Annotated in this window: 15 protein-coding genes; 10 read left to right on the plus strand and 5 right to left on the minus strand. The window is 46.5% G+C overall.

The features are described from left to right. Positions 1 to 15: 15 nt before the first annotated feature. Positions 16 to 6738 carry a fibronectin type III domain-containing protein gene (locus tag OL444_RS18340; RefSeq protein WP_264730845.1) on the minus strand — a complete coding sequence of 2241 codons (6723 nt, stop codon included), beginning with the start codon at positions 6736 to 6738 and terminating at the stop codon, positions 16 to 18. Between the two features lie 704 nt (positions 6739 to 7442). On the opposite strand from OL444_RS18340, the gene OL444_RS18345 reads away from it, so the two are divergent. Then, positions 7443 to 8903 carry a protein O-mannosyl-transferase family gene (locus OL444_RS18345; protein WP_264730844.1) on the plus strand — a complete coding sequence of 487 codons (1461 nt, stop codon included), beginning with the start codon at positions 7443 to 7445 and terminating at the stop codon, positions 8901 to 8903. 8 nt (positions 8904 to 8911) lie between these two features. On the opposite strand, the gene OL444_RS18350 is transcribed toward OL444_RS18345, so the two are convergent. After that, positions 8912 to 10072 (minus strand): acyltransferase family protein, encoded by a 1161-nt coding sequence (locus tag OL444_RS18350; protein WP_264730843.1) that lies wholly within the window; start codon positions 10070 to 10072, stop codon positions 8912 to 8914. A gap of 26 nt (positions 10073 to 10098) precedes the next feature. Then, positions 10099 to 11265, minus strand: a complete 1167-nt coding sequence (locus OL444_RS18355; protein WP_264752030.1) for a glycosyltransferase family 2 protein — start codon at positions 11263 to 11265, stop codon at positions 10099 to 10101. 543 nt (positions 11266 to 11808) lie between these two features. Between OL444_RS18355 and OL444_RS18360 the strand changes: the two genes are divergently transcribed. The 8 genes from OL444_RS18360 to OL444_RS18395 all read left to right on the plus strand — a co-directional run bounded on the left by OL444_RS18360 (position 11809) and on the right by OL444_RS18395 (position 19567). After that, a complete protein-coding gene (locus tag OL444_RS18360; protein WP_264730841.1) occupies positions 11809 to 12192 on the plus strand; it encodes a response regulator in 384 nt (127 codons plus the stop codon). 56 nt (positions 12193 to 12248) lie between these two features. After that, on the plus strand, positions 12249 to 13388 hold the full coding sequence (locus tag OL444_RS18365; protein ID WP_264730840.1) for a sugar transferase: 1140 nt from the start codon (positions 12249 to 12251) through the stop codon (positions 13386 to 13388). Positions 13389 to 13418: 30 nt separating this feature from the next. Then, positions 13419 to 14327, plus strand: a complete 909-nt coding sequence (locus OL444_RS18370; protein ID WP_264730839.1) for a glycosyltransferase family 2 protein — start codon at positions 13419 to 13421, stop codon at positions 14325 to 14327. A gap of 12 nt (positions 14328 to 14339) precedes the next feature. Then, positions 14340 to 15362 (plus strand): NAD-dependent epimerase/dehydratase family protein, encoded by a 1023-nt coding sequence (locus OL444_RS18375; protein ID WP_264730838.1) that lies wholly within the window; start codon positions 14340 to 14342, stop codon positions 15360 to 15362. A gap of 8 nt (positions 15363 to 15370) precedes the next feature. After that, a complete protein-coding gene (locus OL444_RS18380; RefSeq protein WP_264730837.1) occupies positions 15371 to 16135 on the plus strand; it encodes a class I SAM-dependent methyltransferase in 765 nt (254 codons plus the stop codon). Positions 16136 to 16162: 27 nt separating this feature from the next. Next, positions 16163 to 17365, plus strand: a complete 1203-nt coding sequence (locus OL444_RS18385; RefSeq protein WP_264730836.1) for a glycosyltransferase — start codon at positions 16163 to 16165, stop codon at positions 17363 to 17365. A gap of 171 nt (positions 17366 to 17536) precedes the next feature. Then, on the plus strand, positions 17537 to 19054 hold the full coding sequence (locus tag OL444_RS18390; protein ID WP_264730835.1) for a bifunctional GNAT family N-acetyltransferase/carbon-nitrogen hydrolase family protein: 1518 nt from the start codon (positions 17537 to 17539) through the stop codon (positions 19052 to 19054). A gap of 219 nt (positions 19055 to 19273) precedes the next feature. Continuing rightward, the gene (locus OL444_RS18395; protein WP_264730834.1) at positions 19274 to 19567 is read left to right on the plus strand and encodes a thiamine-binding protein; all 294 of its coding nucleotides are present in this window, start codon (positions 19274 to 19276) and stop codon (positions 19565 to 19567) included. A gap of 59 nt (positions 19568 to 19626) precedes the next feature. On the opposite strand, the gene OL444_RS18400 is transcribed toward OL444_RS18395, so the two are convergent. Both OL444_RS18400 and OL444_RS18405 read right to left on the minus strand, forming a co-directional pair. Continuing rightward, positions 19627 to 20871 (minus strand): YeiH family protein, encoded by a 1245-nt coding sequence (locus OL444_RS18400; RefSeq protein ID WP_264730833.1) that lies wholly within the window; start codon positions 20869 to 20871, stop codon positions 19627 to 19629. A 37-nt stretch (positions 20872 to 20908) separates the two neighbouring features. Further along, positions 20909 to 22141 (minus strand): spore maturation protein, encoded by a 1233-nt coding sequence (locus OL444_RS18405; RefSeq protein WP_264730832.1) that lies wholly within the window; start codon positions 22139 to 22141, stop codon positions 20909 to 20911. A 67-nt stretch (positions 22142 to 22208) separates the two neighbouring features. On the opposite strand from OL444_RS18405, the gene ychF reads away from it, so the two are divergent. Next, positions 22209 to 23312, plus strand: coding sequence for a redox-regulated ATPase YchF (gene ychF / locus OL444_RS18410; RefSeq protein WP_264730831.1), 1104 nt, complete (start codon positions 22209 to 22211; stop codon positions 23310 to 23312). Positions 23313 to 23339: the final 27 nt, after the last annotated feature.

The following is a 23339-nucleotide window of genomic DNA, read 5'->3' on the forward strand; positions in this document are numbered from 1 at the left end:
GAACCGTGTGACCTGTTAGTTTTTAATTAGTTTGAATGTTTGAACCTGTTTGTTTCCATTTGTAATCTGCAGTATATACACACCCATAGAGAGACTTCCGGCATTGTCGAATGGCACTTTGATCACCTGTGTTCCGGGAGCTACCTGGGAGAGTTGTTTGGCGCTAACCAATTTTCCGTCTGAGGTAAACAATTTCACCAGCAGATTTTTGGGGCTGCCGGTATTATTTATCTGTAAATATACCTGGTCTTTAAATGGATTTGGATAAACATTTAAAATTTCTGTTTTTTCCTTGTCAGCGATGGTATTACCACTACTGTTTTTGTTGGTCAGTATGGCTGCACCTACTGCTTTGTTCTGAACGAGTGACTGCAGTTTCTTTTTGGCTGCATCCGGCTCTTTGGCATTGTAACCACTGATCACCAGGGCACCGAGGTAACCATAGGTAGCAGTTGGCCCTAACGTTACATCCAGGAATACACCGCCATTGGCATCCGGACGAATATCACTTAATGTAACGGTCTGGTTGATATTATTGGAGCAATTCAGCGACACACTGTTACCATTGATGGTATATACTGTGGTACGGTCGCCGCCACCTTCCCGGCTGCCAAAGAAAGTGAAAGAGTAGGCCTGTGACTGATTTAAACCGTCTATCCGCAGTTTGGCGGCGATTCCATAATCCAGCCAGTAGGTACTTCTGATCACATTATCAGGATATACACCACTGTTATTACCGGTATTCATCCCAAACGGATTTTCTCCGCTGAAGTTATTTACGATAGTAACAGATACGCCGGATTTATTTCCCTCATCGTTTAACAAATTATCGAACACCTGGTTCGGCATGGGTACGTTATTCGTATTATTCCATGGTGCATCCGCCGGATTATCGCGGTTAAAGTTCAGGAACACAGTATAGGCGTAGGTAGCTGCATTGGCCGTATTGCTGTATTCAGAGTTGATGTTTCCTGCTACGGCTCTTACCTTATAATAGTACGTGGTATTGCTGCCCAGACCATTATCCTGATAAGTTACCACATTTGCACCTACCGTGGTGATTAAGGAATAGGCACCTTCTGCTGTATTGGAACGCCATACTTCATAACCGCTTTCATTGCTGGCGCGGTCGGTCCATGTCAGTTTGATCGCACTTTTGGAAGTACCTACTGCATAGAGGTTGTTCGGAGCCGCCGGAAGACCGTTGTCGATATACGATTGTAATACGATGGCAGCGAGGTAACCATAACTGGAGCCGCTGCTGCGTTTGAAGGTAAATTCAATATTACCGTCTGCATCCGGGCTAAGACCATTGATCTGTGCGGTGTTGCGGGTATTGGATGCTGCGTTTAAGGTAACGGTTTGTCCGCCTGCAGTATAATCCGTGTTTTTATTATCGGTAGCGCCGGATCTGCTGCCAAAGAATACCAGGTTGTATTTTTTACCTGAAGGTACATTGGTCAACCGCAGCTTACGTGCATTATCGCTGCCTTCAAAGTAGTTGGTTTGCATCACCGCGTCCGGATAGACACCGCTGTTATTGCCGGTGGTAGCACCGAGGCTATTGAAGCCCTGGATAGCATCTACCTGTACCAGGTTGATACCGGTAGCCGTGCCGTATTCATCCAGCAGGTTGCTCAGTGTTTTACCGGCGCCGGGTGTTGCATTGACATTATTCCATGGTGTGCCGGCCGGATTGGCATCATTAACATTTATGTAAACAGCTGTGATGTTTCTGTCTTTCACGGCAATGTTAAAGGTACGGGTAGCGCTGCCGCCGTTGTTATCTGCTACTTTAACGGTAATGTTGTTATAGTTACCGGCAGCGTTGTTGCCAGGCAGCAGTGTCAGTAAGCCGGTACCGTTGCCATTATCTGTGAGGGTAGCAAAAGCCGGGAGTCCGCTCGCAGAGAAAGTAAGCTGGTCTTCCGGATCATCGGTAGCCCTGAGACTGATTTTTAATGTGTCGCCGGTTTTCAGCGTTACATTGCTGATGGCCGGTAATACCGGGTTATTGTTGCCGGTGGTAATTAAGATGCTGTCGCTGCTTCTGCTGCCATAGGTATTCACTGCTTTCACAGTGTAGGCGTAGGTAGCATTGGCTTTGGCAGTAGAGTCAATGTAGCTGGTTACATTGGCATTGGTAGCCGGATTGGTCAGCAGGGTATAGGCGCCATGCAGGGAATCGGCACGGTATACTTCAAAACCGGTTTCATTATAGGAGAAATCTGTCCAGCTTACTTTCACTCCTTTCGCTGCCTGCTGTGCACTGATATTACCTGGTTTGGCCGGTGGGGTATGATCATCGTAGAGCAGATCTATCACCAGCGCATTCAGATAGGAATATTGGGAACCGGGTGCATTCTGCATGTCCAGGGTAACTTCTCCATTGGCATTAGGCACTACATTGTAGAGCGTCACCGTATTGGTTTTGTTACTGGCTGCATTCAGGGATACCGATGCGCCGTTGATGGTATACAACGAAGTACGGTTGTCTGTTACACCGCCGCGGCTGCCGAAGAAAGTAAAGGCATATTTATAGTCGGCGCCGGTTTTCAGTCCGGTGAACTTAATGGTTTGTTTAACAGTAGTACTCCAGTAAGCCGTTTGCATTACCACATCCGGATATACGCCGGAGTTGTTGCCGGTAGTAGCACCCAGGGTATTGCTGCCATTGGTCAGGTTCTGCCACGGCGTCATAATCTGGAAGCCGAGTGTGGTAGGCTGATTGGAAGAATCTTTCAGGTTGCTGTACTGGTCATTCAGCACTGGTTGTTTGGTGGTGTTGTTCCAGTAACCGCCAGCTACCGTTACGCCATCTGTAAAGTTGATATACACCCGTTTGTTGGGGTTGATGGCATTCACGGTGATGGAGAATGTTCTGGTATCGGTACCGCCATTACCATTGATGGTAACGCTTACCGGATAGATGCCGGCATCTGCATTACCAGGTGCCAGGGAAATACCGGCGGTATTACCATCGCTGTTGAAGGTAGCAAAAGCAGGCAATCCGTTTACACTCCAGGTCAGTACATCCCCTACGTTATTGTTGGTAGCGGTGAGTGGTATCTGCGCAGTAGCACCACTATTAACATTTATGTTATTGATGGTAGACAATACCGGCGGATAGGTATTTTTTACTGTGAGTTTAAAGGTTTGTGAGGTGATACCCTGGTGCTGATCCTGTACCGTTACTTTAATGTCGTTGTATATGCCGAGGTCATTTTCAGTTGGGGTGAAAGTGAGGCTCGCCGTACCATTGCCATTATCTGTGAGGGTACCGAAAGCAGGGATATTCGTACCGGTGAAATTGAGCGGTTCATCATCAGCATCTGTTGCGGTAATATTAATGACCAGCGGCGTGCTGTAGTGAATGGCATAATCTTTCAGCTGGCTGCTGAATACCGGCGCGTTGTTGAGAGTAGTGACGCTGGCTTCATTACTCATGCCGGAGTAACCGCCTGCATTCATTGCACGCACCTTGTAGTAGTAGGCGGTGTTGGCAGACAAAGTGGTATCCAGATAGGTATTGATAGCTGCATCCAGTGTACCGATCAGGGTGTAGGTACCGCCGCTGCTGTTAGCCCGGTATACTTCAAACCCGGTTTCATTGTTGGAATTATCATTCCAGGTGAGTTTAATACGGGTAGGCGTGAGCGAGGCAGCTACGAGGGCACTGGGTGATAACGGAGAGCCTGGAAGCGCCAGGGTAGTCGCTCTCATTTTGTTATTCACGTAAGCAGAATCCGGAATTTCCTGTTTCACAATATTCGGACCTCTGTAGCTTACTTTTAAATAAGAACTACCGCTACCCTGGGAATAACCTACCTGAAACAGGTGGGTACCTGCTGTAAGGTTTACGTTACCCGATCTTTCTGTAACCCCTTGTGAATAGTTGTTATTCACGATCTGTGCGCCGTCGATCAGCATAACACTACCATCATCAGAGCGGGTATAGAAAGTATAGGCGCCGGTAGTGGGTATATTGATAATGCCTTTGAACAACAGGGAGAAGTTAGTACCCCTGGTAGCAGGCGTTAAGCTGACGGTGTTGGTATACCCTGAAGTAATAGGCGTGAGGGTATTGAAATCAGGCAGCGTACCATTACCGGTGGTATAATAAAAAGAGTAGGCCAGTGCACCATAGTTATCCTGGCTAAAGCCGGCATCTCCATATTGGTTTACCGCCAGTACCTTATAATAATAGGTTGTTTGCGGAACCAGTGCACTGTCTGTAAAGCTGGTTACATTGGCAGCTGTGGTATAGATAGTGGAATAGGGCCCCGCCGGATTATTGGCGCGGTATATTTCAAATCCTTTTTCATTATTGCTGTTATCGTTCCAGTTTACACGGATCTTATCATACGACAGGGCGGTAACATCAATACCGGAAACTGCTGCCGGTGGGTTACCGGGAACCGCTATACTTTCCCGGAAGAATTCCGGTGCAATGCTTTTGGCAGTAGTAATACCGTTGGCTGTGTTTTTCCAGTATACATCCATGGCTTGTCCGCCGGATTGCTGGAAGTAGGTAGCGGTGAACGGATAGATCCCTGCAGTGAGGTTCAGCGTTGCCTCTTTGGAAGTGGTACCGTGGGGGCCTCCATGATCGATGGTAGGTGTAGCAGTAGCGCTGTAGGCTTTGTTGATATATATTTTGCTACCGTCATCGGAAGTAGTACCAAAAGTATAACTGCCGCTTACAGGTATATTAATAAAGCCTTGCCAGATGATGGCGTACTTGGTATCAGCCTTTCTGATGCTTAAGTCTACCGCCGGTGCAATGCCGGTAGCAACCGGATTGGTAAGGGTGGTGAAGTCGGGCATCTTGGTGAAGGTACCATTGTATACACGGTAGGTCAGTCCTTTCAGTACAGCCTGTGTAGCGGCCTGGTTGCTGGCCGGAGAAATATTACCGACCAGGTCACGTGCTTTTACCACAAAGGTGTATTGCTGTCCTTTGGTCAGGTTGTAGGCCGTGAAGGTAGTTTGTGTACCTGGTACAACGTAGGACTTAATACCGTTAATATAAATGTCGTATTTATCAACGCCTACATCATCGGTAGCAGCTTCCCAGGCTAAATCCACATAGTTGGAAGAAGTACCGGTAATGCGCAGGTTCATCGGAGAAGTAGGATTGATATTATCTACCAGTGTTTTGGCATTGGCTTCGTTGCTGACAGCTGCAGCGCCATTGTTGTTTACTGCGCGGATAATGTAATAATACCGGGTATTGGCATTTAAGCCATTGTCAGTATAGTTGACTGTTCCTGCCTCCGTAATGGCGGCGAGCGTGTAACCGCTACCGGTAGTGGTGGAACGATAGATTTCGTATCCTGTTTCCGGATTCGGTGCGTTCGGATTACGGGTCCAGTTTAACTCCACCTGTGTTTTACCTGCAGCGAGGGCTGTTAGTCCGGATGCAGGAGCTGGTGTGTTGGCGCCGCTGGCACTGATCACCTGGAATGGATTGGAGAAGGCGCTGGCGCATCCGTATTGCTCCATTACTTTTACCACATAACCTCCGGGCGCACTGGCAGAGAAGGTGTTGGCCTTACCCAGTTCAGTGGCGGTATCCGTGGTTTTTCTCCACGAATAGGATGCATATCCGATGGGTACTTCCAGGGTAACGCTGGTCTTACCTTCCGGCGTTGGAAGCACTTTACTTTGTATACCGGGGATGGTAATGTCCGGTGGAATGGTCGCTGTTTTTGTTTGGATCACTACGGGTACAGGTGAGTAGGGAGACCAGCTGCTGCCGTTTTTAATACGGGCATCATAGGTACCTATGGCTGTTACGGTGAGGGTATTGCCGGTAGCATCCGGAATTACTTCGCCATCTTTACGCCATTCATAGGCATCAAAGCCGGCAGTTAAACCCAGTACCACACTGATGGGGTCACCAGGGCAAAATTCTGTTCTGCCAAACAAGGGCCATGGATTAGCTTTGTGGCCTTTCAGCAGAAACGGGAAAAAGTTGGGTTCAGCCCAGGCCTGATACCAGCAGGAGTGCCCCACATTCTCATATACTTTTACATCCATGTTACCACCGGCTGCTTTTACTGCCGCAAAGAGATTTTGTGTGGTACCTGGATCAGGATTGTTGTCTTTACCTCCCTGGAATAACCAGATGGGCGTGAATTTGTAAATGTCGATACTGCTTTTGAAATTAACGGAAGCAGCACTGATCGGCGTAGCTGTGGCTACTTGTTTAGGATACCGCATCATGTATTCCCAGGTAGAGGAACCACCGCCGGAAAGCCCGTTGACGTATATACGCCAGGGATCAACATTTACCTGTGGAATCAGGTAATTGTTAATCAAACTGTTGATGACATCGTATTGTGCATTGCCAAAAAATCCACTTTGGTTCTGCGGAAACAACAGAAAGCCATCGAAGCTGCCGTTGTCTACTTTGCCGGCAAAGACTTCCCCACCATGATATAGCTGGAATTCGTTGTCGTAGATTTTCCCTTTTTCGCCTACCCCGTGAAAGAAGATCAGTATGGGATATTTTTTGGTAGTACCGGGCGTGTAGGTTTTAGGGAATTTTAAACGAAAGGCTAAGCCATTGTAGTAGTAAGCTTTGTAGGAGTTCGTGTTCCAGTTGAAGCGGGAAGTGCGTACCCATTTCGCTAATGTACCATAGGGAGGTGTTGCAGGAGGACTGCTCTGATTGTATTCCACTATCGGATCATTCGGATCCAATACACCCGTCTGAGCCCATAAATGGTTCATGCTAGTGAATAGCAGTAAAAAAAGTAGGTGGTAGAATTTTTTCATAAATTAATTATTGGACAACCTTAAAATAAAAGTATTGTTATCAGCGCACGACGATGACATGTCTTAGTTGTAACAGATAAGACAAACCAGCTGCATACGCAGTGTTTCATGGAGATGGCCAATAAAAATTATGTATAAGGGGTCAAGTCTCTTATACAAGAGCAAATGAACCTCGATGGTTCTTAATAGGAATGGAAAAATCAGTTAGTGTGTATTCGCCTCTCTTCTCGCTAGCTACTCAAGCGCGCCTGAAATTCGTGGCATATTTTTTTATTATGCCGCAAGTTATAAAGAATTGAATTTAGTTGTGATAGAATTTCGTCAACATATTAATTTACCCGGTGAATCATTCATTTTAGTTGATTACCGCATCAGCCTCCTGGATATTTATCTTAATGATCTTTTAAGACTTGTATAAAATTATAGATCGTATCTTGCGAAAGATATTGACAACCATAACCTTATTAGAGAAAATCATCATGTTCTTTTCTTACCCCAACGCATCTGCATTTACTCAGGAGAATCAATTGGCAGGAAAGAATCATTACATAGTTATATATTATAATGTTATTGCTTTTTTAATATTACTGTGCTTCTTCCTGTTTACATATCCGTATAACAGAAGTGAAAATGACGACGGCTTTTATTATGCACTGGCCGTGCGTACAGGCACCTGGGTAAGTTTATTTGAGCCCCGTTATTTGCTGTTTCTTCCATTTGCCAAAAGTGTTTATCTGTTGGTACAACATCTCGGCTTTATGCAGGCAGATGCCTACCTGGTAATGTGTAATATCAGCAGTGTATGCGCAACAGTTACCCTGCTGGTATTTTATCGTTTTCAGCGACGGGTATTGCTGCTGACAGTTGCCAATAGTATATGGGGGTGCCTGCTGTTGCTTTTTTCCTACAGTTTCTGGCGGTATGCCGTAGAAGCAGAAGTATATAGTCTGTCTAACCTGTTGTGCATCGTAGTGCTGTACCTGGTGATGCGAACGGTGCAGCAACCCCGCAGATTATTAAAGGCAGTACTGGCAGGTAGCCTGGGTGGATTAGCCGTATTATTATATAAGCCCAATGCGATCCCGTTGTTTTTTTGTTTCCCGTTTATCTTTTTATTCAGCCGGCAGTGGAAGCCCTTTTTATTATATGGCTTTACAGGCGCTATAACGGTGGTGGGTATATTTTATATCGTTTATACCGGGTTCGGTATCACTACGCCGGGATTCCTCCCTTATATGCTTTCCGGTGCCACTTATACCGAAGGCTCTCCATTAATGTCGTTGTTTGTTTTGGGAAGTGATGTAGTGGCTACTAATTTCCTTTATGGTATTCCGGTCATCCGGACATTCATCCAGCAACATTTCCCGGCGCATGTTATTGCAGAAGAAATTTTTGCCGCCGCCCGCAACGGCGGATGGAACTATGCAGCCCTGGGTACTGTGATCGCATTGGCCGGCAGCATCCTCTGGGCGTTGATCCGTTATCGTAAAAGTATTTCCCGCAACCGGTTGTTACCGGTGCAAATCCTGCTGCTGGCATGGGTAGTGATTTATGCAGCCATGTTATTGGTATTGGATCCCACTTCACCGGAACCCTGGATGATGCTGGTGATGCCGCTGATCCTGCTGCTGGCTTTTGGTGCACAGCGCATGTTTTATGGCGGCCGGCCGAAAGTGTTATGGCTGATCGTGGTGTTGCTATTTTTACATAACTGGATCGGAGGCTACCGCATTATTGCCTCAAAGGAAGGTGATTATATGGCCTATAGTACCGGCTGGCTGAAAACCAATACCCAGCCGGAAGACCTGGTACTTTCGCTGGGCGCCGGTACGACACTGGCGTATATCGCTTATTATACCCAGGCACGTATCGGTGCACCGGAACAGGCGTTTAACCGTTGCCTGGTATTAATGGACAAAACCATCCGGCAGGGACATAAAATATATTTCACGGATGACATGGTGCATCCGGATCCCGCCATCCGGTATCGCGATAAAACTGCCTATGACAGCATTACGGCTTTCCTGGCGCAGTACAGGCAATACCTGGTACCGGTCAATCCTGCAGATATGCAACATGGCAGAATCTATCAGTTTACATTTACCGGCAGGTTGTTGTAGTTTTTTTACTACAAGACTGCGCGTGCTTTTTTAGCAGGCCGCTCCCGCGGGCCGTGCAGGATGTTGCCGATAAAAGTATATCGGATAAACCACTGATAGGTGAGGAGGGTAATCACATGTGTTAGTATCAACACCATCCAGAAGCGTAACCATCCGGGTACGCCGGTATACAGGAAGTATAGCTGTAGGCCGGCAATCCAGCACATGTGGAAGAGATACATCCAGTAAGATGCATCTGATATATATCTGAGCGTTTGATTTGCCTTGTTCAGGTATTTCAGGAAAAAGCCCATGATGCCAAATATCAGAAAGATGGTTTGCAATGCCACAGCAGCTTTCACCAGCCAGGGATTCAGGTGGGGCGGCGCTGCCCACAACAGATAACATACAAGGAGGGTGAGCACCAGGCCGGTAACGATGTTGGGCCAGGTGCGGAGGGCGATGTCTTCCAATTGTTCCTGCCGGGTATACAACTGGTAACCCAGGAAAAAGAAAAAGCCATAGAAGGCGAAAATGCCCGGCTGTGGCATGATACCGGTGTAAACCCCCACAGTAGGGGTGTCGAAGAAAATACCCAGTATAAGCGTAGTTATGATGCCTAACAATAATAATGGCAGGGGAGCGGAAAAATTAAAGCGAATAGCCAGTGGTATCCGTATTCTGTTTAGTACCAGCATGGCTACATAAAACATCATCAGGTAGTAGAGAAACCATAGATGGGCCATGCCGTTCCAGTGTTTCAGCTGGCTGGTCAGCAGGTGCCAGGAGGCGGCAGTGCTGTGTTGTTCCTGTATATAATAACGGTTATACAGGAAAGGCAGCATAGACAGCGGTAATATGAATATCAGACTGATGATAAAAGGCAGTCCGATACGTTTCATACGGTGCTGTATAAACGCTGTTTCTCCTGTTTTAAGATATACCATATGGGCAAAGAAGCCGGCTACCAGGTAAAATAAAGGCATCCGGAAGGCGTGTATAAACTCATAGAGTATTTCAAGGGGCCAGCTATGAAACCGATTGTCAAACGGCCATCCCGGCTCAGGAAATACTTTGTAGGCGATGGTGGCATGCAACACAATACCCAGTAGCATAGCCACCGCACGCAGTGCATCTAATCCATAAATCCGTTGCTGGACCCTGGGGGTCCGTAATTCAGTTGTTGACATAAGCGATCACGATACTGTCTGTATAATTACCTGCGTTTCGATTTCTCCCACGCAGCTGACTGGTTTCCTTTTAGATACCTGAAAAAGCCCTGATAAACGGCAATATTCATAAACAGGAAATAAAAGGGAATCTGGAAAAGCCGGTTTTTTATTTGCTTTTCAGCCAGTACAAAACCGGTAAAGGCAGCGATATAAAACAAGAGTTGTGCCACCAGGCAACCGTACCACCACCACGCTGCAGTTTCCTGTACCAGTATAATATTGGTGAGGAGTAACAGCAACAGGCTGAGGGGGCTTAATGTCCAGCGCAGCACACGATGGGAAATATATTGAAAAGACAGTTTGGGGTATCTGAATATATTTAGCAGGGCTTTCAGTTTAACAATTGCCTGAAATCCACCTGCACTGATGCGCACTTTCCGTTTATGCTCTTCCCGTATATCGGAAGAAGGCGTTTCCATTGCATAGGCATCCGGTGCATAGGCAATGCGGTAGCCTCTTTCATTGATCCGCAGGGAAATAATAAAATCATCCAGGATGACTTCTTTTTCTACAGGTTGGAACAAGGCCGTACGAATGGAGAATAACTCGCCGGCAGCACCTACTACTGTGTACCAGTCTGCGTCCAGTCGTTTGAGGAAGGATTCGTATTTCCAATAGATACCTTCACCTGCACCGGCTGTATTTTCGTTGTCCGACCGGATGATTTTTTTCTCGCCGGCTACGCCGCCAACGGTTTCATCAGCATAATGTTTGACGATGTTACGAATGGCTTCCCGGTTCAGTAAGGTATTGGCATCGCAGAATATTACCAGCGGTGTGGTTACATGTTGCATGGCTCTGTTCAGTGCAGCCGTTTTGCCGTTGCGCTGTACTTCATGCAATAATTTTACACGAGGATAATTACGTAGTATATCTGGTGTTTGATCGGTAGAACCATCTGTAATACATATGAGCTCCAGTTTATCCTGTGGATAGTCCAGTTCGAAGGTATTCCGGATTTTTGCAGCAATAAAACCGGCTTCATTATAGGCGGCTATCACGAGGGTCACTGCCGGCTCAATAGCAGTGGATGCGGGCGTTTCGCGGGATGCGAAAAAGTTTTTTCCCTTTACAAGCAGGTAGAGAAGAATGCCATATCCTATGTAATTATAAAACACAACAAATAAGCTGATCCAGAATATTACAACCATTATTTTTAAAGTTAGCGCTTTGGCAAAGGGGTAGAAGATGAGGGCAAACTTAGTCAACTTTTTTTAATTTAATTTGTTATAAGCAGCGACAAACTAAAAATATTATTCACTTACTTTACTATTTCAACCGTTTACGAGGAAAAATACAACATTTACCAATTTCCAGATTTCAGTGAGGGATTATAATCTAATTTGCGTCGAGTTAATGATAAATATACCTGGCTGCTTGAAAGGAGTGGTTGCAAAAAAGGGCAAATAATTTGCCTGACTCAATATTTATCAATAATTTTAACCAAATAGTTTTACCTGCCATCTCCTCTGAATTTCCAGCATTTTTTTACCAGAAAACCCCGTAGAACTGAATATGGTCGGCTTTAGTTGGCGGTATCTCTGCGTTTGCTCGCAATAGTATACCGTAATTTTTTGACCTTATTTTCTGCATTCACAATGTAAGCCTCGGGTTTGCTATTGTAACGTTTTGTGCTTAATAGTTTTAAAAGAAATTATTAACTGATAAAAACTATAGTTTAAAGAATTTATTAGATGAAAAAGACTGTTTTGATCATTGATGATAGTGCGCCGATAAGGTATTTGCTGGAAGCTATCCTTGGGAAAAAATACAAAATTGTTTCTGCTATGGACGTGCCTACAGCAATGTTATGGCTGGCCAATGGCAACAAACCTGATCTGATTATTTCAGATATCCAGATGCCAGGTGTGGATGGATGGGAGCTGATTAAATACCTGAATGGAAATGCCTTATATAACGACGTGCCTTTAATCGTTTTATCCGGTACGGAAGCACCGGTAGGGAGTGCAAAAGAAGCCTACAAGTATTCTGAATTCATCCGCAAACCTTTTGATCCTGCAGGGCTGATGATATCGGTGGAAAGAAACCTGGAAGTGGCTGTAGCATTGTCTGCATAGGTCATTACGAAAACCTCGACTATTCTTATAAACCGAATCAGTAAAACCCTCAAAGCATGATTTACAATTTACCATTAATGTTGAATGAAAGAAAAAAAGAGAAACGCAATGCTGGTATGCTGGTATTACCCGGTATACATGTCATGCCGTTTTATCTGACTGTAGGCAATGCCAAACAATACAGTCATCTTTCCAAACCGGATATGCTGACCGTTACAGTCAATGAGCTGTCGGTGGTGAAAAAAGTGCTGAAAGACAGACTGGAGATGAAGGTGCTTCCCCAATACATTATTTTTAACCTCGAAGAGCAACAGTCCTTGTTGCAGTCATTTGTGCAACACATGCGCAGTAAACCCGCACTGGGTAAAATTCCATTGTTCATCTACGTAGAAAAGATGAATGATGAACTCAAAGAACAGCTCGTCAAAACCGGTTTCATTGATGGTATCATTACACCAGAAACCACTATGGAAGAGTTTCAGCAGAAAATTTCTTTCATACAAAAAATAAAATCGTTAATTCCCTATAAAAAAACTTCCCGGCTCGGTATTTTCTCCAAAGGAAATTCCGGCTTAAACTACATCCTGAAACGTGCTTTTGATATAGCCGTTTCCGGTACCTTACTGTTGCTGGCCAGCCCTGTTATGGCCGTTATTGCCCTGATCATCCGGCTGGAATCAAAAGGCAGCATATTTTATGTTTCTCCCCGCGCCGGTAAAATGTACCAGGTGTTTAAGTTTTATAAATTCAGAACCATGGTGGCCGATGCCGACAAGCAGGTTGACCAGCTCACCCACCTGAATCAATACGATGTGGCGGATACAGCCGGCCCTGTATTCTTCAAACTGAGCAACGATCCGCGTGTTACCAAATTCGGCACCTTCCTGCGCAACACCAGCCTGGATGAATTGCCTCAGTTGTTTAATGTGCTGAAAGGAGATATGTCGCTGGTAGGTAATCGCCCGCTGCCGCTGTACGAAGCCAACACCCTCACGACCGACGAATATGCCCAGCGGTTTATTGCGCCGGCAGGCATCACCGGTTTATGGCAGGTGAAGAAGCGAGGTAAAAAAGATATGAGTGTGAATGAAAGAATCGGGTTGGATATTGACTACGCCCGTAAACATTCCTTTATCTATGATATGCGTATCCTCGCCAGCACCCCGGCTGCCCTGGTACAAAAAGAGAATGTCTAGTCCGTTTAAATAATATTACCGAATATAAACATGAATCCTAATACAGCACCACTGGTTTCCATTATTGCCTTAAACTTTAATCAAACAACTGTTACCTGCGAATTCCTGGAGTCTACCAAAAAACTGACCTACCGGAACTTTGAAACCATTATCGTGGATAATGGTTCCAGAGAAAATCCTACTGCCCAGCTGGAAGCAGGACAGTATCCGAATCTCCGGATTATCCTCAGCCCCGAAAACCTCGGTTTTACTGGTGGGAATAACCTGGGCATGCAGCATGCGAAAGGCGACTACATGTTTATTGTCAATAATGATACGGAAGTAACTCCCGATCTGATAGAACAGCTGCTGGCTCCTTTTAGCCAGGACCCGGCTATCGGCGTGGTATGTCCTAAAATCCGGTTCTGGCATCATCCGAATGTCATTCAGTATGCGGGCTTCCGGCCCATGAATCTGCTCACCGGCAGAACCGGTGCAGTCGGTAACCAGGAAGAAGACAAAGGTCAGCACGACGTGTCGGGTACCACCCATTGTGCACACGGCGCGGCCATGATGGTGAAAAAAGAAGTGATCGAAAAGGTGGGCATGTTTGCGGATAAGTTCTTTATCTATTATGAAGAGTCAGACTGGTCTGCCCGGATCATCCGTGCCGGCTTTAAAATCTATTATAATGCCGCGGGCCTGATTTATCACAAGGAATCCATTACGATGGGGAAAGAGAGTTCCATGAAGGTATATTACCATACCCGCAACCGGATTCTCTACATGCGCAGAAATACCAACAAGCTGCAGCTGACTACCTTCCTCTTGTTTTTCTCCTTCTTTACGTTTCCGAAATCAGTATTGCGGTATACTATAAAAGGACAGTTCGCACATTTGAAGTCATTCCTGCGGGGCACTTTCTGGAATGTTACTACCTCAAGCTATTCACAGGTCTGAAAAAAAGAAATTATGAAAATAAAATCTCTCGTTACCGGCGGCGCCGGATTCATTGGCTCTCATGTAGCTAAACATTGCCTGGATATGGGCCATGAAGTAATTATCCTCGATGACCTGAGTGGTGGGTTTGAAGACCATATTCCGGCAGGTGCCGTTTTTGTACAGGGTTCTGTAACAGATGAAGCATTGGTAAGTGAACTGTTTGCTACCTACCGGTTTGATTATGTATATCACCTGGCAGCTTATGCAGCAGAAGGGTTATCCCATTTCATACGTCGTTTCAACTATAATAATAACCTCATCGGAAGCATTAACCTGATTAATGAATCCGTAAAACATAAGGTGAAGTGTTTCACTTTCACCTCTTCTATTGCGGTATATGGCGCCGGCCAGCTGCCGATGCGGGAAGATATGATTCCTACACCGGAAGATCCGTACGGCGTTTCCAAATATGCTGTGGAACTGGACCTCAAAGCCGCCCACGAAATGTTTGGCCTGAACTATGTTGTTTTCCGTCCGCATAACGTATATGGTGAGAACCAGAACATCGGCGATAAATACCGTAACGTGATCGGCATCTTCATGAATCAGATTATGCAGGGCCAGTCGCTGACCATTTTTGGCGACGGCGAACAAACCCGTGCATTCAGCTATATTGATGATGTAGCAATTCCGATTGCCAAATCTGTCGTAACCCCGGCTGCCTACAACCAGGTATTCAATATTGGTGCAGACAAACCTTACACGGTGAATGAGCTGGCGAAAGTAGTGGGTGCATGTTTTAATGTAACGCCACAGATCAATTACCTCCAGGCCAGAAACGAAGTAATGCATGCTTATTCCGATCATACCAAAGCACATGCTGTGTTTGGTGAAGGTAGCGGCATCACCCTGGACGAAGGTATCCGCAAAATGGCGGCGTGGGCCAAAGAGGTGGGCGCCCGGAAAAGTAAAGAGTTCGACAATATTGAGATTTATGAAAAATTGCCGCAGGGTTGGGAGAAAAAACCTGAAACTGCTGCAGCTACTGTATAAGCACTGTCATGGCAAACATTACATACGAATACGATCGCATGGCCGACCGCAAACGGCTGGACTTTATAACGGATGCACTGCATAATACGATTCCGGAAAACGGTACCATACTGGATGTGGGCTGTGGCAACGGTATCATCAGCCGGCACCTGGGACAGCTGGGGTATAATGTGCTGGGCATCGATGTGAGTGAAAAGGCAATAGGGGTGGCCCGTAGCCTGACCAGCAGACCCAATGTACGCTTTGAAGCCATCAGCGCGGAAAAGCTGGTAGCTGCCGGTAATACCTACGATGCCGTGATCTGCAGTGAAGTGCTGGAACATCTCGATCAGCCGTCTTTACTGCTGAAAGTATTGTACCAGTCCCTGAAGCCTACCGGTCGTTTAGTCGTAACCGTACCCAACGGCAACGGTCCGCGGGAAGCACTGGTGACCAAACCGGTACTGCGCATGCGTAATAATAATACCTGGCGTTGGCGCGCCCTGCTCCGGATCAAGAAAATCCTGGGGTATAAAGGCACCACCGTACAATCGGCGGCAGACAACCTGGATCACGTACAGTTCTTTACCAAAAATGACCTGGAGCAATTATCTGCGGCACACAATTTCCGGATTGTGAAATACGGCAAAGCCAACTTCCTGGCCGATGTATTTCCTTTTTCACTGGTAGCCAACCGGGTAAAGTTCCTGCAACAGTTGGATTGTAAACTGGCCGATGCCTTGCCATTGCAATGTACCACAGGCTTTTTTACCATCTGGGTAAAGGAACGGTAATATTATATTCATTCAATCAGGAAATAAGTGTATTCATTTTTATACATCCTGCTGGTAGTAGTGCAGGTAGTAGTAGCTTTTTATCTGCTGCAACCTGCCATATTGCTGGCATTGTATGCGGTGCTGCGGGGGCGGCGCAGCCATGCTCATACGCCGCCGGTAGCCGGTACCAGTCCGCGTGCCTTTAACTTTGCGGCTGTTATCACGGCGCATAAAGACCTCACGCTGGTACCTCCCTTGATCGATTCGCTGCTGAAACAACATTATTCCCGGTTCCGTATTTACGTGGTGGCAGATGCCTGTACGGAAGTGAACCTGCCGGTAAATGATCCCCGGATCGTAGTGCTGCAACCGGAACAACCATTGAATGCAAAAATCAGGTCGATCGATTATGCGATCAACCACTTTAAAGAAGATCATGACGTATTGATCATTTTTGATGCAGATAATCTGGTTCATCCGGATTATCTGCAGGTATTGAACACCTATTTTAATAAGGGGTATCGCGCTGTGCAAACCAATATGCTGGCTAAAAATACCGATAGCCTGTTTGCCCGTCTGGATGCCGCCGGTAATCTGTTCAACAACTTTACCGACCGGAAAATGCGGATGGAGCTGGGCTTATCGGCCAACATATGGGGGCTGGGGATTGCCATTGAAACCGATTTGTACAAGGAAATTGTATACCAGCATTTCCTGGGCGGTTTCGATAAAAAGATCCAGGCAGATATTGTGAAGAAGATTCCGTTGCTGGCATATGCACAGGAAGCGATTGTCTATGATGAAAAAGTAGAGAACGGCGAAGCGCTCGAAAAACAACGTACCCGCTGGATCAATGCTTACTTTAAATACTTTGCCACCGGGTGGGATGTATTGGTCACCGGTATCCGGCGGGGTCGTTTTAACCTGGTGTATTTCGGGATCAATCTGTTGCGGCCACCATTATTTCTGATACTGGGTGCTGCCATGGGGTGGATGCTGCTGAACCTGTGGTTAAATCCATTACTTGCCTTATACTGGCTGGCAGCCATTTGTCTGTTTGCCTGGAGTTACTTTATTATCGTGGCGGTAATGAGTAAAGACAAACGTATTTACGGATCGTTATATTATCTGCCACTTTTCCTGCTCCGCCAGGTAAAGGCAATCCTGAAAATTAAGGCGGCCGGCAAAACCTTTTTGAAAACGGAGAATAACCGGGTGATCTATATAGAAGAGGTGTTGAACCGGTAAAAGATAGTTGTTTTTTGATGTAACGGGCTGGCCCTGCAGCGATATGCTGCTGGGGTCAGCCGTTGCTGTTATAGCCGGTGGGCATCTACCCAAAAGTTTATAATTCGTTACTGATCATTTACATTTGCTACAGTTCATTTATTATTACGGGCTCCTAAAAAATGTAAGTGTATGTCAGAAACGGTAGAAATCAGAAAACTAACGGTTGCAGATTATCTGGACCTCAAGGAATCGATGGTGTCGGCATATGCGGATATGGCTGGCAGTTACTGGAGAGAACCTACCATCCAGCGGCTGATCAACCTTTTTCCGGACGGACAGATAGCCGTTACCGTTAATGGCAAGGTAGTAGGGTGCGCACTGGCGATTATCGTCAACTATAGTAAGTATGGCGATAGCCATACCTACGAACAGATCACCGGCTACTATACCTTTAATACCCATGATCCAAAAGGCGATGTGCTGTATGGTATCGAAGTATTTGTACATCCGGATTACCGGGGGAAACGCCTGGCCCGCCGGTTGTATGATGCCCGGAAAAGTTTATGTGAGCAGCTGAACCTGCAGGGGATAGTGGCCGGCGGCCGTATTCCCAATTACGAAAAGTATGCAGATAGGTTTTCTCCCCGGGAGTATATCGAAAAGGTACAAGACCGGGAAATCTATGACCCCACTCTTACTTTTCAGTTCTCCAATGATTTCCAGGTAAAGAAGATCCTGAAAAATTACCTGCCCAACGACGAAGCCTCCAAAGGCTTTGCTACCTTACTCCAATGGTTTAATATCTATTATGAAAAGGACCTGGACACCATCCGGTATAATAAGTCCACGGTGCGCATCGGATTGGTGCAATGGCAGATGCGGGATTATGGAAGCCTCGATGGGTTCCTGCAACAGGTAGAATACTTTATTGACGCCGTAAGTGATTATGGGTCCGACTTTGTCGTGTTCCCGGAATTGTTCAACGCACCGCTGATGAAAGAGTTTAACCAGATGGACCCGGCAGGGGCTATCCGCGGCCTGGCCAAATATACGGACCAGATCCGGGAGGTGTTTGTAGAACATGCCGTTGCCTATAATGTAAATATCATCTCCGGCAGTATGCCGATTGTTATTGATGAAGTGCTGTATAACATTTCCTATCTGTGTCGCCGTGATGGTACGTGGGACCAGTACATCAAAATACATCCGACGCCCGGCGAAGTTGCGGCATGGGGTATCAAGGGCGGACATGACATTCAGGTGTTTGATACCGACTGCGGGAAGATCGGGATACAGATCTGTTATGATGTGGAGTTTCCGGAACCCAGTCGTATTCTGGCACAACAGGGGATGCAGATTTTGTTTGTTCCTTTCATGACGGATACCCAGCATGCATATAACCGTGTACGTTTCTGTGCACAGGCCCGCGCGGTGGAAAATGAATGTTATGTGGCCATCGCCGGTTGTATTGGTAACCTGCCGAAGGTGAATAATATGGACCTGCAGTATGCACAGTCCTGTGTACTGACGCCTTCTGATTTTGCCTTCCCGGTAACAGGGGTGAAGGCCGAATCAACTCCCAATACCGAGATGGTGGTAATCGCAGATGTAGACCTGGTATTGCTGAAAGAATTACATGCTTTTGGGAGTGTACAAACGATGAAGGATATACGAAATGACCTGTATCAGGTGGTGAAGAAAGGGTAGTGGAAGCAATGAGGGGAAGTTTGTTTTTATAGTGTTTATTTTATTGATCATCAATTCATTACGGGAGATGATTGTCGGGTAGATTGAATCGGAAATGAGGTGTAGACCGGAAATACAGAAAATGATGGAATCAATTTTTACCGTTTTTATTGAACTATTCTGGTAGATAATGTATTTTAAATAACTAATAATCAATAAATTAATAAATAAGAATAAAAGATGAATAATAAGATCAATTTGGCCCTCCAGATCCTTCCCAGCGTACCTTCAGAAGAGGTATATGCCGTCGTGGATGAAGCCATTGCTGTCATTAAAGCATCCGGCGTAAAGTACAGGGTATGTCCCTTTGAAACTGTGATGGAAGGTACCTACGATGAGCTGATGGAAGTAGTCCGGAAGACCCAGGAAGTATGCTTTAAAGCCGGCGCTTCCCAGTTGCTGGTGTATATAAAAATGCAGATAAAAAAAGACCAGGACGTAACGATAGAAGAGAAGACCGGGAAGTACGACTAAGACAAAAAATGAAGCAGGACAGCTTTTATAGTGATATAATAGCTGTCCTGCTTTATCAATTATTTAAATACCAGGTAGGCAACGATCAGGGTGAAAAAGATATTGAACAGCTGAGCAATAATAAACGCCAATGCCGGTTTACCGTTTTCCATACTGAAAATATCCTTGAAGGTGGTTTCCAGTCCGATACAGGTAAAGGCCAGGGCAAACCAGTAGGTCTGTAATTCTTTCAAAGGACCTTTTACTGCCGCTACTACCGGTGCCGGCAATACGAAAGAAAACAGGAGCGAGGCAGCCATAAAACCCAGCACAAATTTCGGGAACCGGTCCCAGATGGTGCGGAGGGTAGGCTTCTCGTAGTTGGCCTTCTTCTTATTATATGACCAGTACAATGAAATCAGGAAGGCGGCAATGCCCAGCAGCACATTCTGGGAGAACTTCACAATCGTGGCATACTTAAGCGCTTCCTTACCCAGCACGGTGCCGGCAGCTACCACAGCCCCGGAAGTATCGATGGTGCCACCCAGCCAGGCGCCCGCCACGGCCGGCGACATCCCCGCCCAATTGGCGATATAAGGCATAAACAGCATCATCGGAATCGCCACAATCATCACCAGAGAAATCACATGCGATAATTTTTTATTGTCGCCTTCGATGGCACCGGAGGTAGCTATCGCAGCAGAAACGCCACATATAGATACTGCACTGGAAATCATCATCCGGAATTCATCATCGAGGCCCAGCATCTTACAGAGCCAGAAAGTAAAGTACCATACCGTAAATACCACCAGTACCGACTGAATAATCCCCAACAGCCCGGCCTCCAGGATATCGCCGAAGATCACGTTGGTACCCAGTAGTACCAATCCGATTTTAATATATAATTCCGTTTGCAGGGCTGGTTTAACCCAGGCAGGTAGCCCGATAACGTTGCTGATAAACAATCCCAGCAACAAACTGAAAAGTACCACTTCCAGTCCCAGGTCTTTCAGCTGTTTGTTGGAAGTAATGAGCTGTGCCAGCAAAGAAATCAATACAATGGTAACGAGGCCCCTGAATAAGGCTGCCGGCTGGTAGTCGCGTGCCAGGAAACGGGCCAGCAGCAAGCTGCCCAGTACCCATAGAAACAGGGTGCCGGCTTTCAGCAGATTGGCAGTATCGCTGATCTGGTGCCAGAGATCTCCGCCACTGCTCCAGCTATACCTGGGCAATGCCGGTCGCAGGCCGGCGATAACCAGGCCGATAGTCAGAAAAGCGAGGATGACCGCTATCCAGTCTTCATGTAATTTTTTGGGTGGTTGCATAGGAAATCAGAAAAATATACAGCAGCAATCCGCTGCATCAATGGAAAAATAAATAACCCAGTAATATGGCTGCCAGCATGCCACAGAAGTCGGCAATCAGTCCGGCAGCAAGGGCATATCTGGTGAGTTTAATATTAACAGAGCCAAAATACACAGCCAATACGTAGAACGTGGTTTCCGTCGTTCCCTGTATAACGCTGGCCAGTTTCCCCTGGAAGGAGTCTGCACCGTACTGGTTCATCACTTCAATCATCAGTCCCCGTGCGCCACCGCCACTCAGCGGTTTCATAAAGGCTACCGGTAATACCGGTACGAAATCGGTGTTGAAACCCACCGCCGCAAATAAGGCGGCAATCGCATTAATAATATAGTCCATACAACCGGTGGTGCGGAATACGCTGATAGCCACCAGCATCCCCACCAGGTAGGGAATGATCCGGACAGATACCTGAAACCCTTCTTTGGCGCCTTCTATAAAGGCATCATATACATTGATTTTTTTTACCATCCCGGCCACGAGAAAAGTAACCACAATGCCGAAAATGATAAAGCCGCCCAGGGAGGCCGTTTTAGGGCCTATTTCTGCAGCCGGCATCTGACGTACCCAAAACCAGAGTGCGGTAACCACGGCTACAAAACCAGCCAGGAATACCAATACCGGCAGTTTGAACAGGTTGATGCGCTGGTAGAGGGAAACGGTAAACATACCTATAATAAAGGCCACAAAAGTAGAGATCAGGGTAGGAATGAAGATGTCGGCAGGATTGGCTGCACCGGCCGCCATCCGCAATGCGATCACCGAAGTAGGAATCAGGATCACCCCGGCGGTATTCAGCACCAGGAACATAATCTGGGGGTTGCTGGCCATCTCCGGATGGGGATTGATTTCCTGCAGCTCTTTCATGGCTTTGAGCCCCATGGGCGTAGCGGCATTGTCCAGGCCCAGCATACTGGCGGAGAAGTTCATCATCATAGAACCCATTGCCGGATGCCCTTTCGGGACCTGCGGAAACAGCTTGGAGAAGAAGGGATTTACCAGCCGGGAGAAGCGGTTGATCATACCGGCGACTTCGCCGATCCGCATAATACCCAGCCACAGGGTCATCACGCCGGCCAGCCCCAGGGATATCTCCGCCCCGGTTTTAGCGCTGGTAAGCATACCGTTCATGATCTGGCCAAAGATAGCAGTGTCGTGCAAAAACACAGATTTAAATACCGCCACAACAAATGCAATCAGGAAAAAGCCCAGCCAAACGTAGTTTAATGCCATCAGATTATTGGTTTATTCAATCAACAAATAAACAAAAATTAACCTATCTTTGCGCAAATTTTAAAAAATGGCTTTGCAAGTTGGAATTGTAGGATTGCCGAATGTAGGGAAATCGACTTTGTTTAATGCGGTGAGCAACAGCGCTAAGGCGCAGGCCAGTAACTACCGCTTTTGTACGATAGAACCAAACGTAGGACAGGTAGATGTACCTGATGAGCGGATGGCTAAACTGGCTGAACTGGTGGTGCCTGACAGGGTAGTACCCACTACGATTGAGTTTGTGGATATTGCCGGTCTGGTAAAAGGCGCCAGTAAAGGAGAAGGTCTGGGAAATAAATTCCTGGCCAACATCCGCGAAGTAGATGCTATCGTTCACGTGATCCGTTGTTTTGAAGATGAAAACATCCTCCGTGAAGAAGGTGCAATTAACCCGGTAGGCGACAAGGAAATCATCGATACGGAACTGCAGCTGAAAGACCTGGAAAGTGTTGAAAAGAAAGTAGCACGTACAGAAAAGATGGCAAAAACCGGTGGCGATGCAAAAGCCAAAGCGGAATTTGAAATCCTGAAGAAATGCCAGGAACACCTGGAGAAAGGTCGCAATATCCGTGAACTGGCACTCAGCAAAGAAGACAGGGTAGCGATCGCCGACCTGTTCCTGCTGACGGAAAAACCAGTGTTATATGTGGCGAATGTGGATGAAGCTTCCCTGCACACAGGTAATAAATACTCCGAAGCATTAAAACAAGGCGTAGCTGCTGAACATGCACAGGTAATTGTGATGAACAATACCATTGAAGCCCAGATCTCCGAAATGGAAGAACCGGCGGATAAGGAACTGTTCCTGAGCGAATATGGTCTGACCGAACCAGGTCTGAACCGCCTGATCCGCTCTGCCTACAACCTGCTGGAGCTGATCACCTACTTTACAGCGGGTGTACAGGAAGTACGCGCCTGGACTATTCATAAAGGATGGAAAGCACCGCAGGCTGCGAGTGTGATCCACACTGACTTTGAGAAAGGCTTTATTAAAGCGGAAGTAATTGCCTACGAAGACTACGTAAAATATGGTTCTGAATCCGCTTGTCGGGATAATGGCCGCTTACGTATCGAAGGCAAGGAATATATAGTAGCTGACGGAGATGTAATGCACTTCCGTTTCAACGTATAAGACTGCAGGTTACAACAAAACGAATTC

Source organism: Chitinophaga nivalis (assembly GCF_025989125.1).
GTDB classification, from domain to species: Bacteria; Bacteroidota; Bacteroidia; order Chitinophagales; family Chitinophagaceae; genus Chitinophaga; species Chitinophaga nivalis.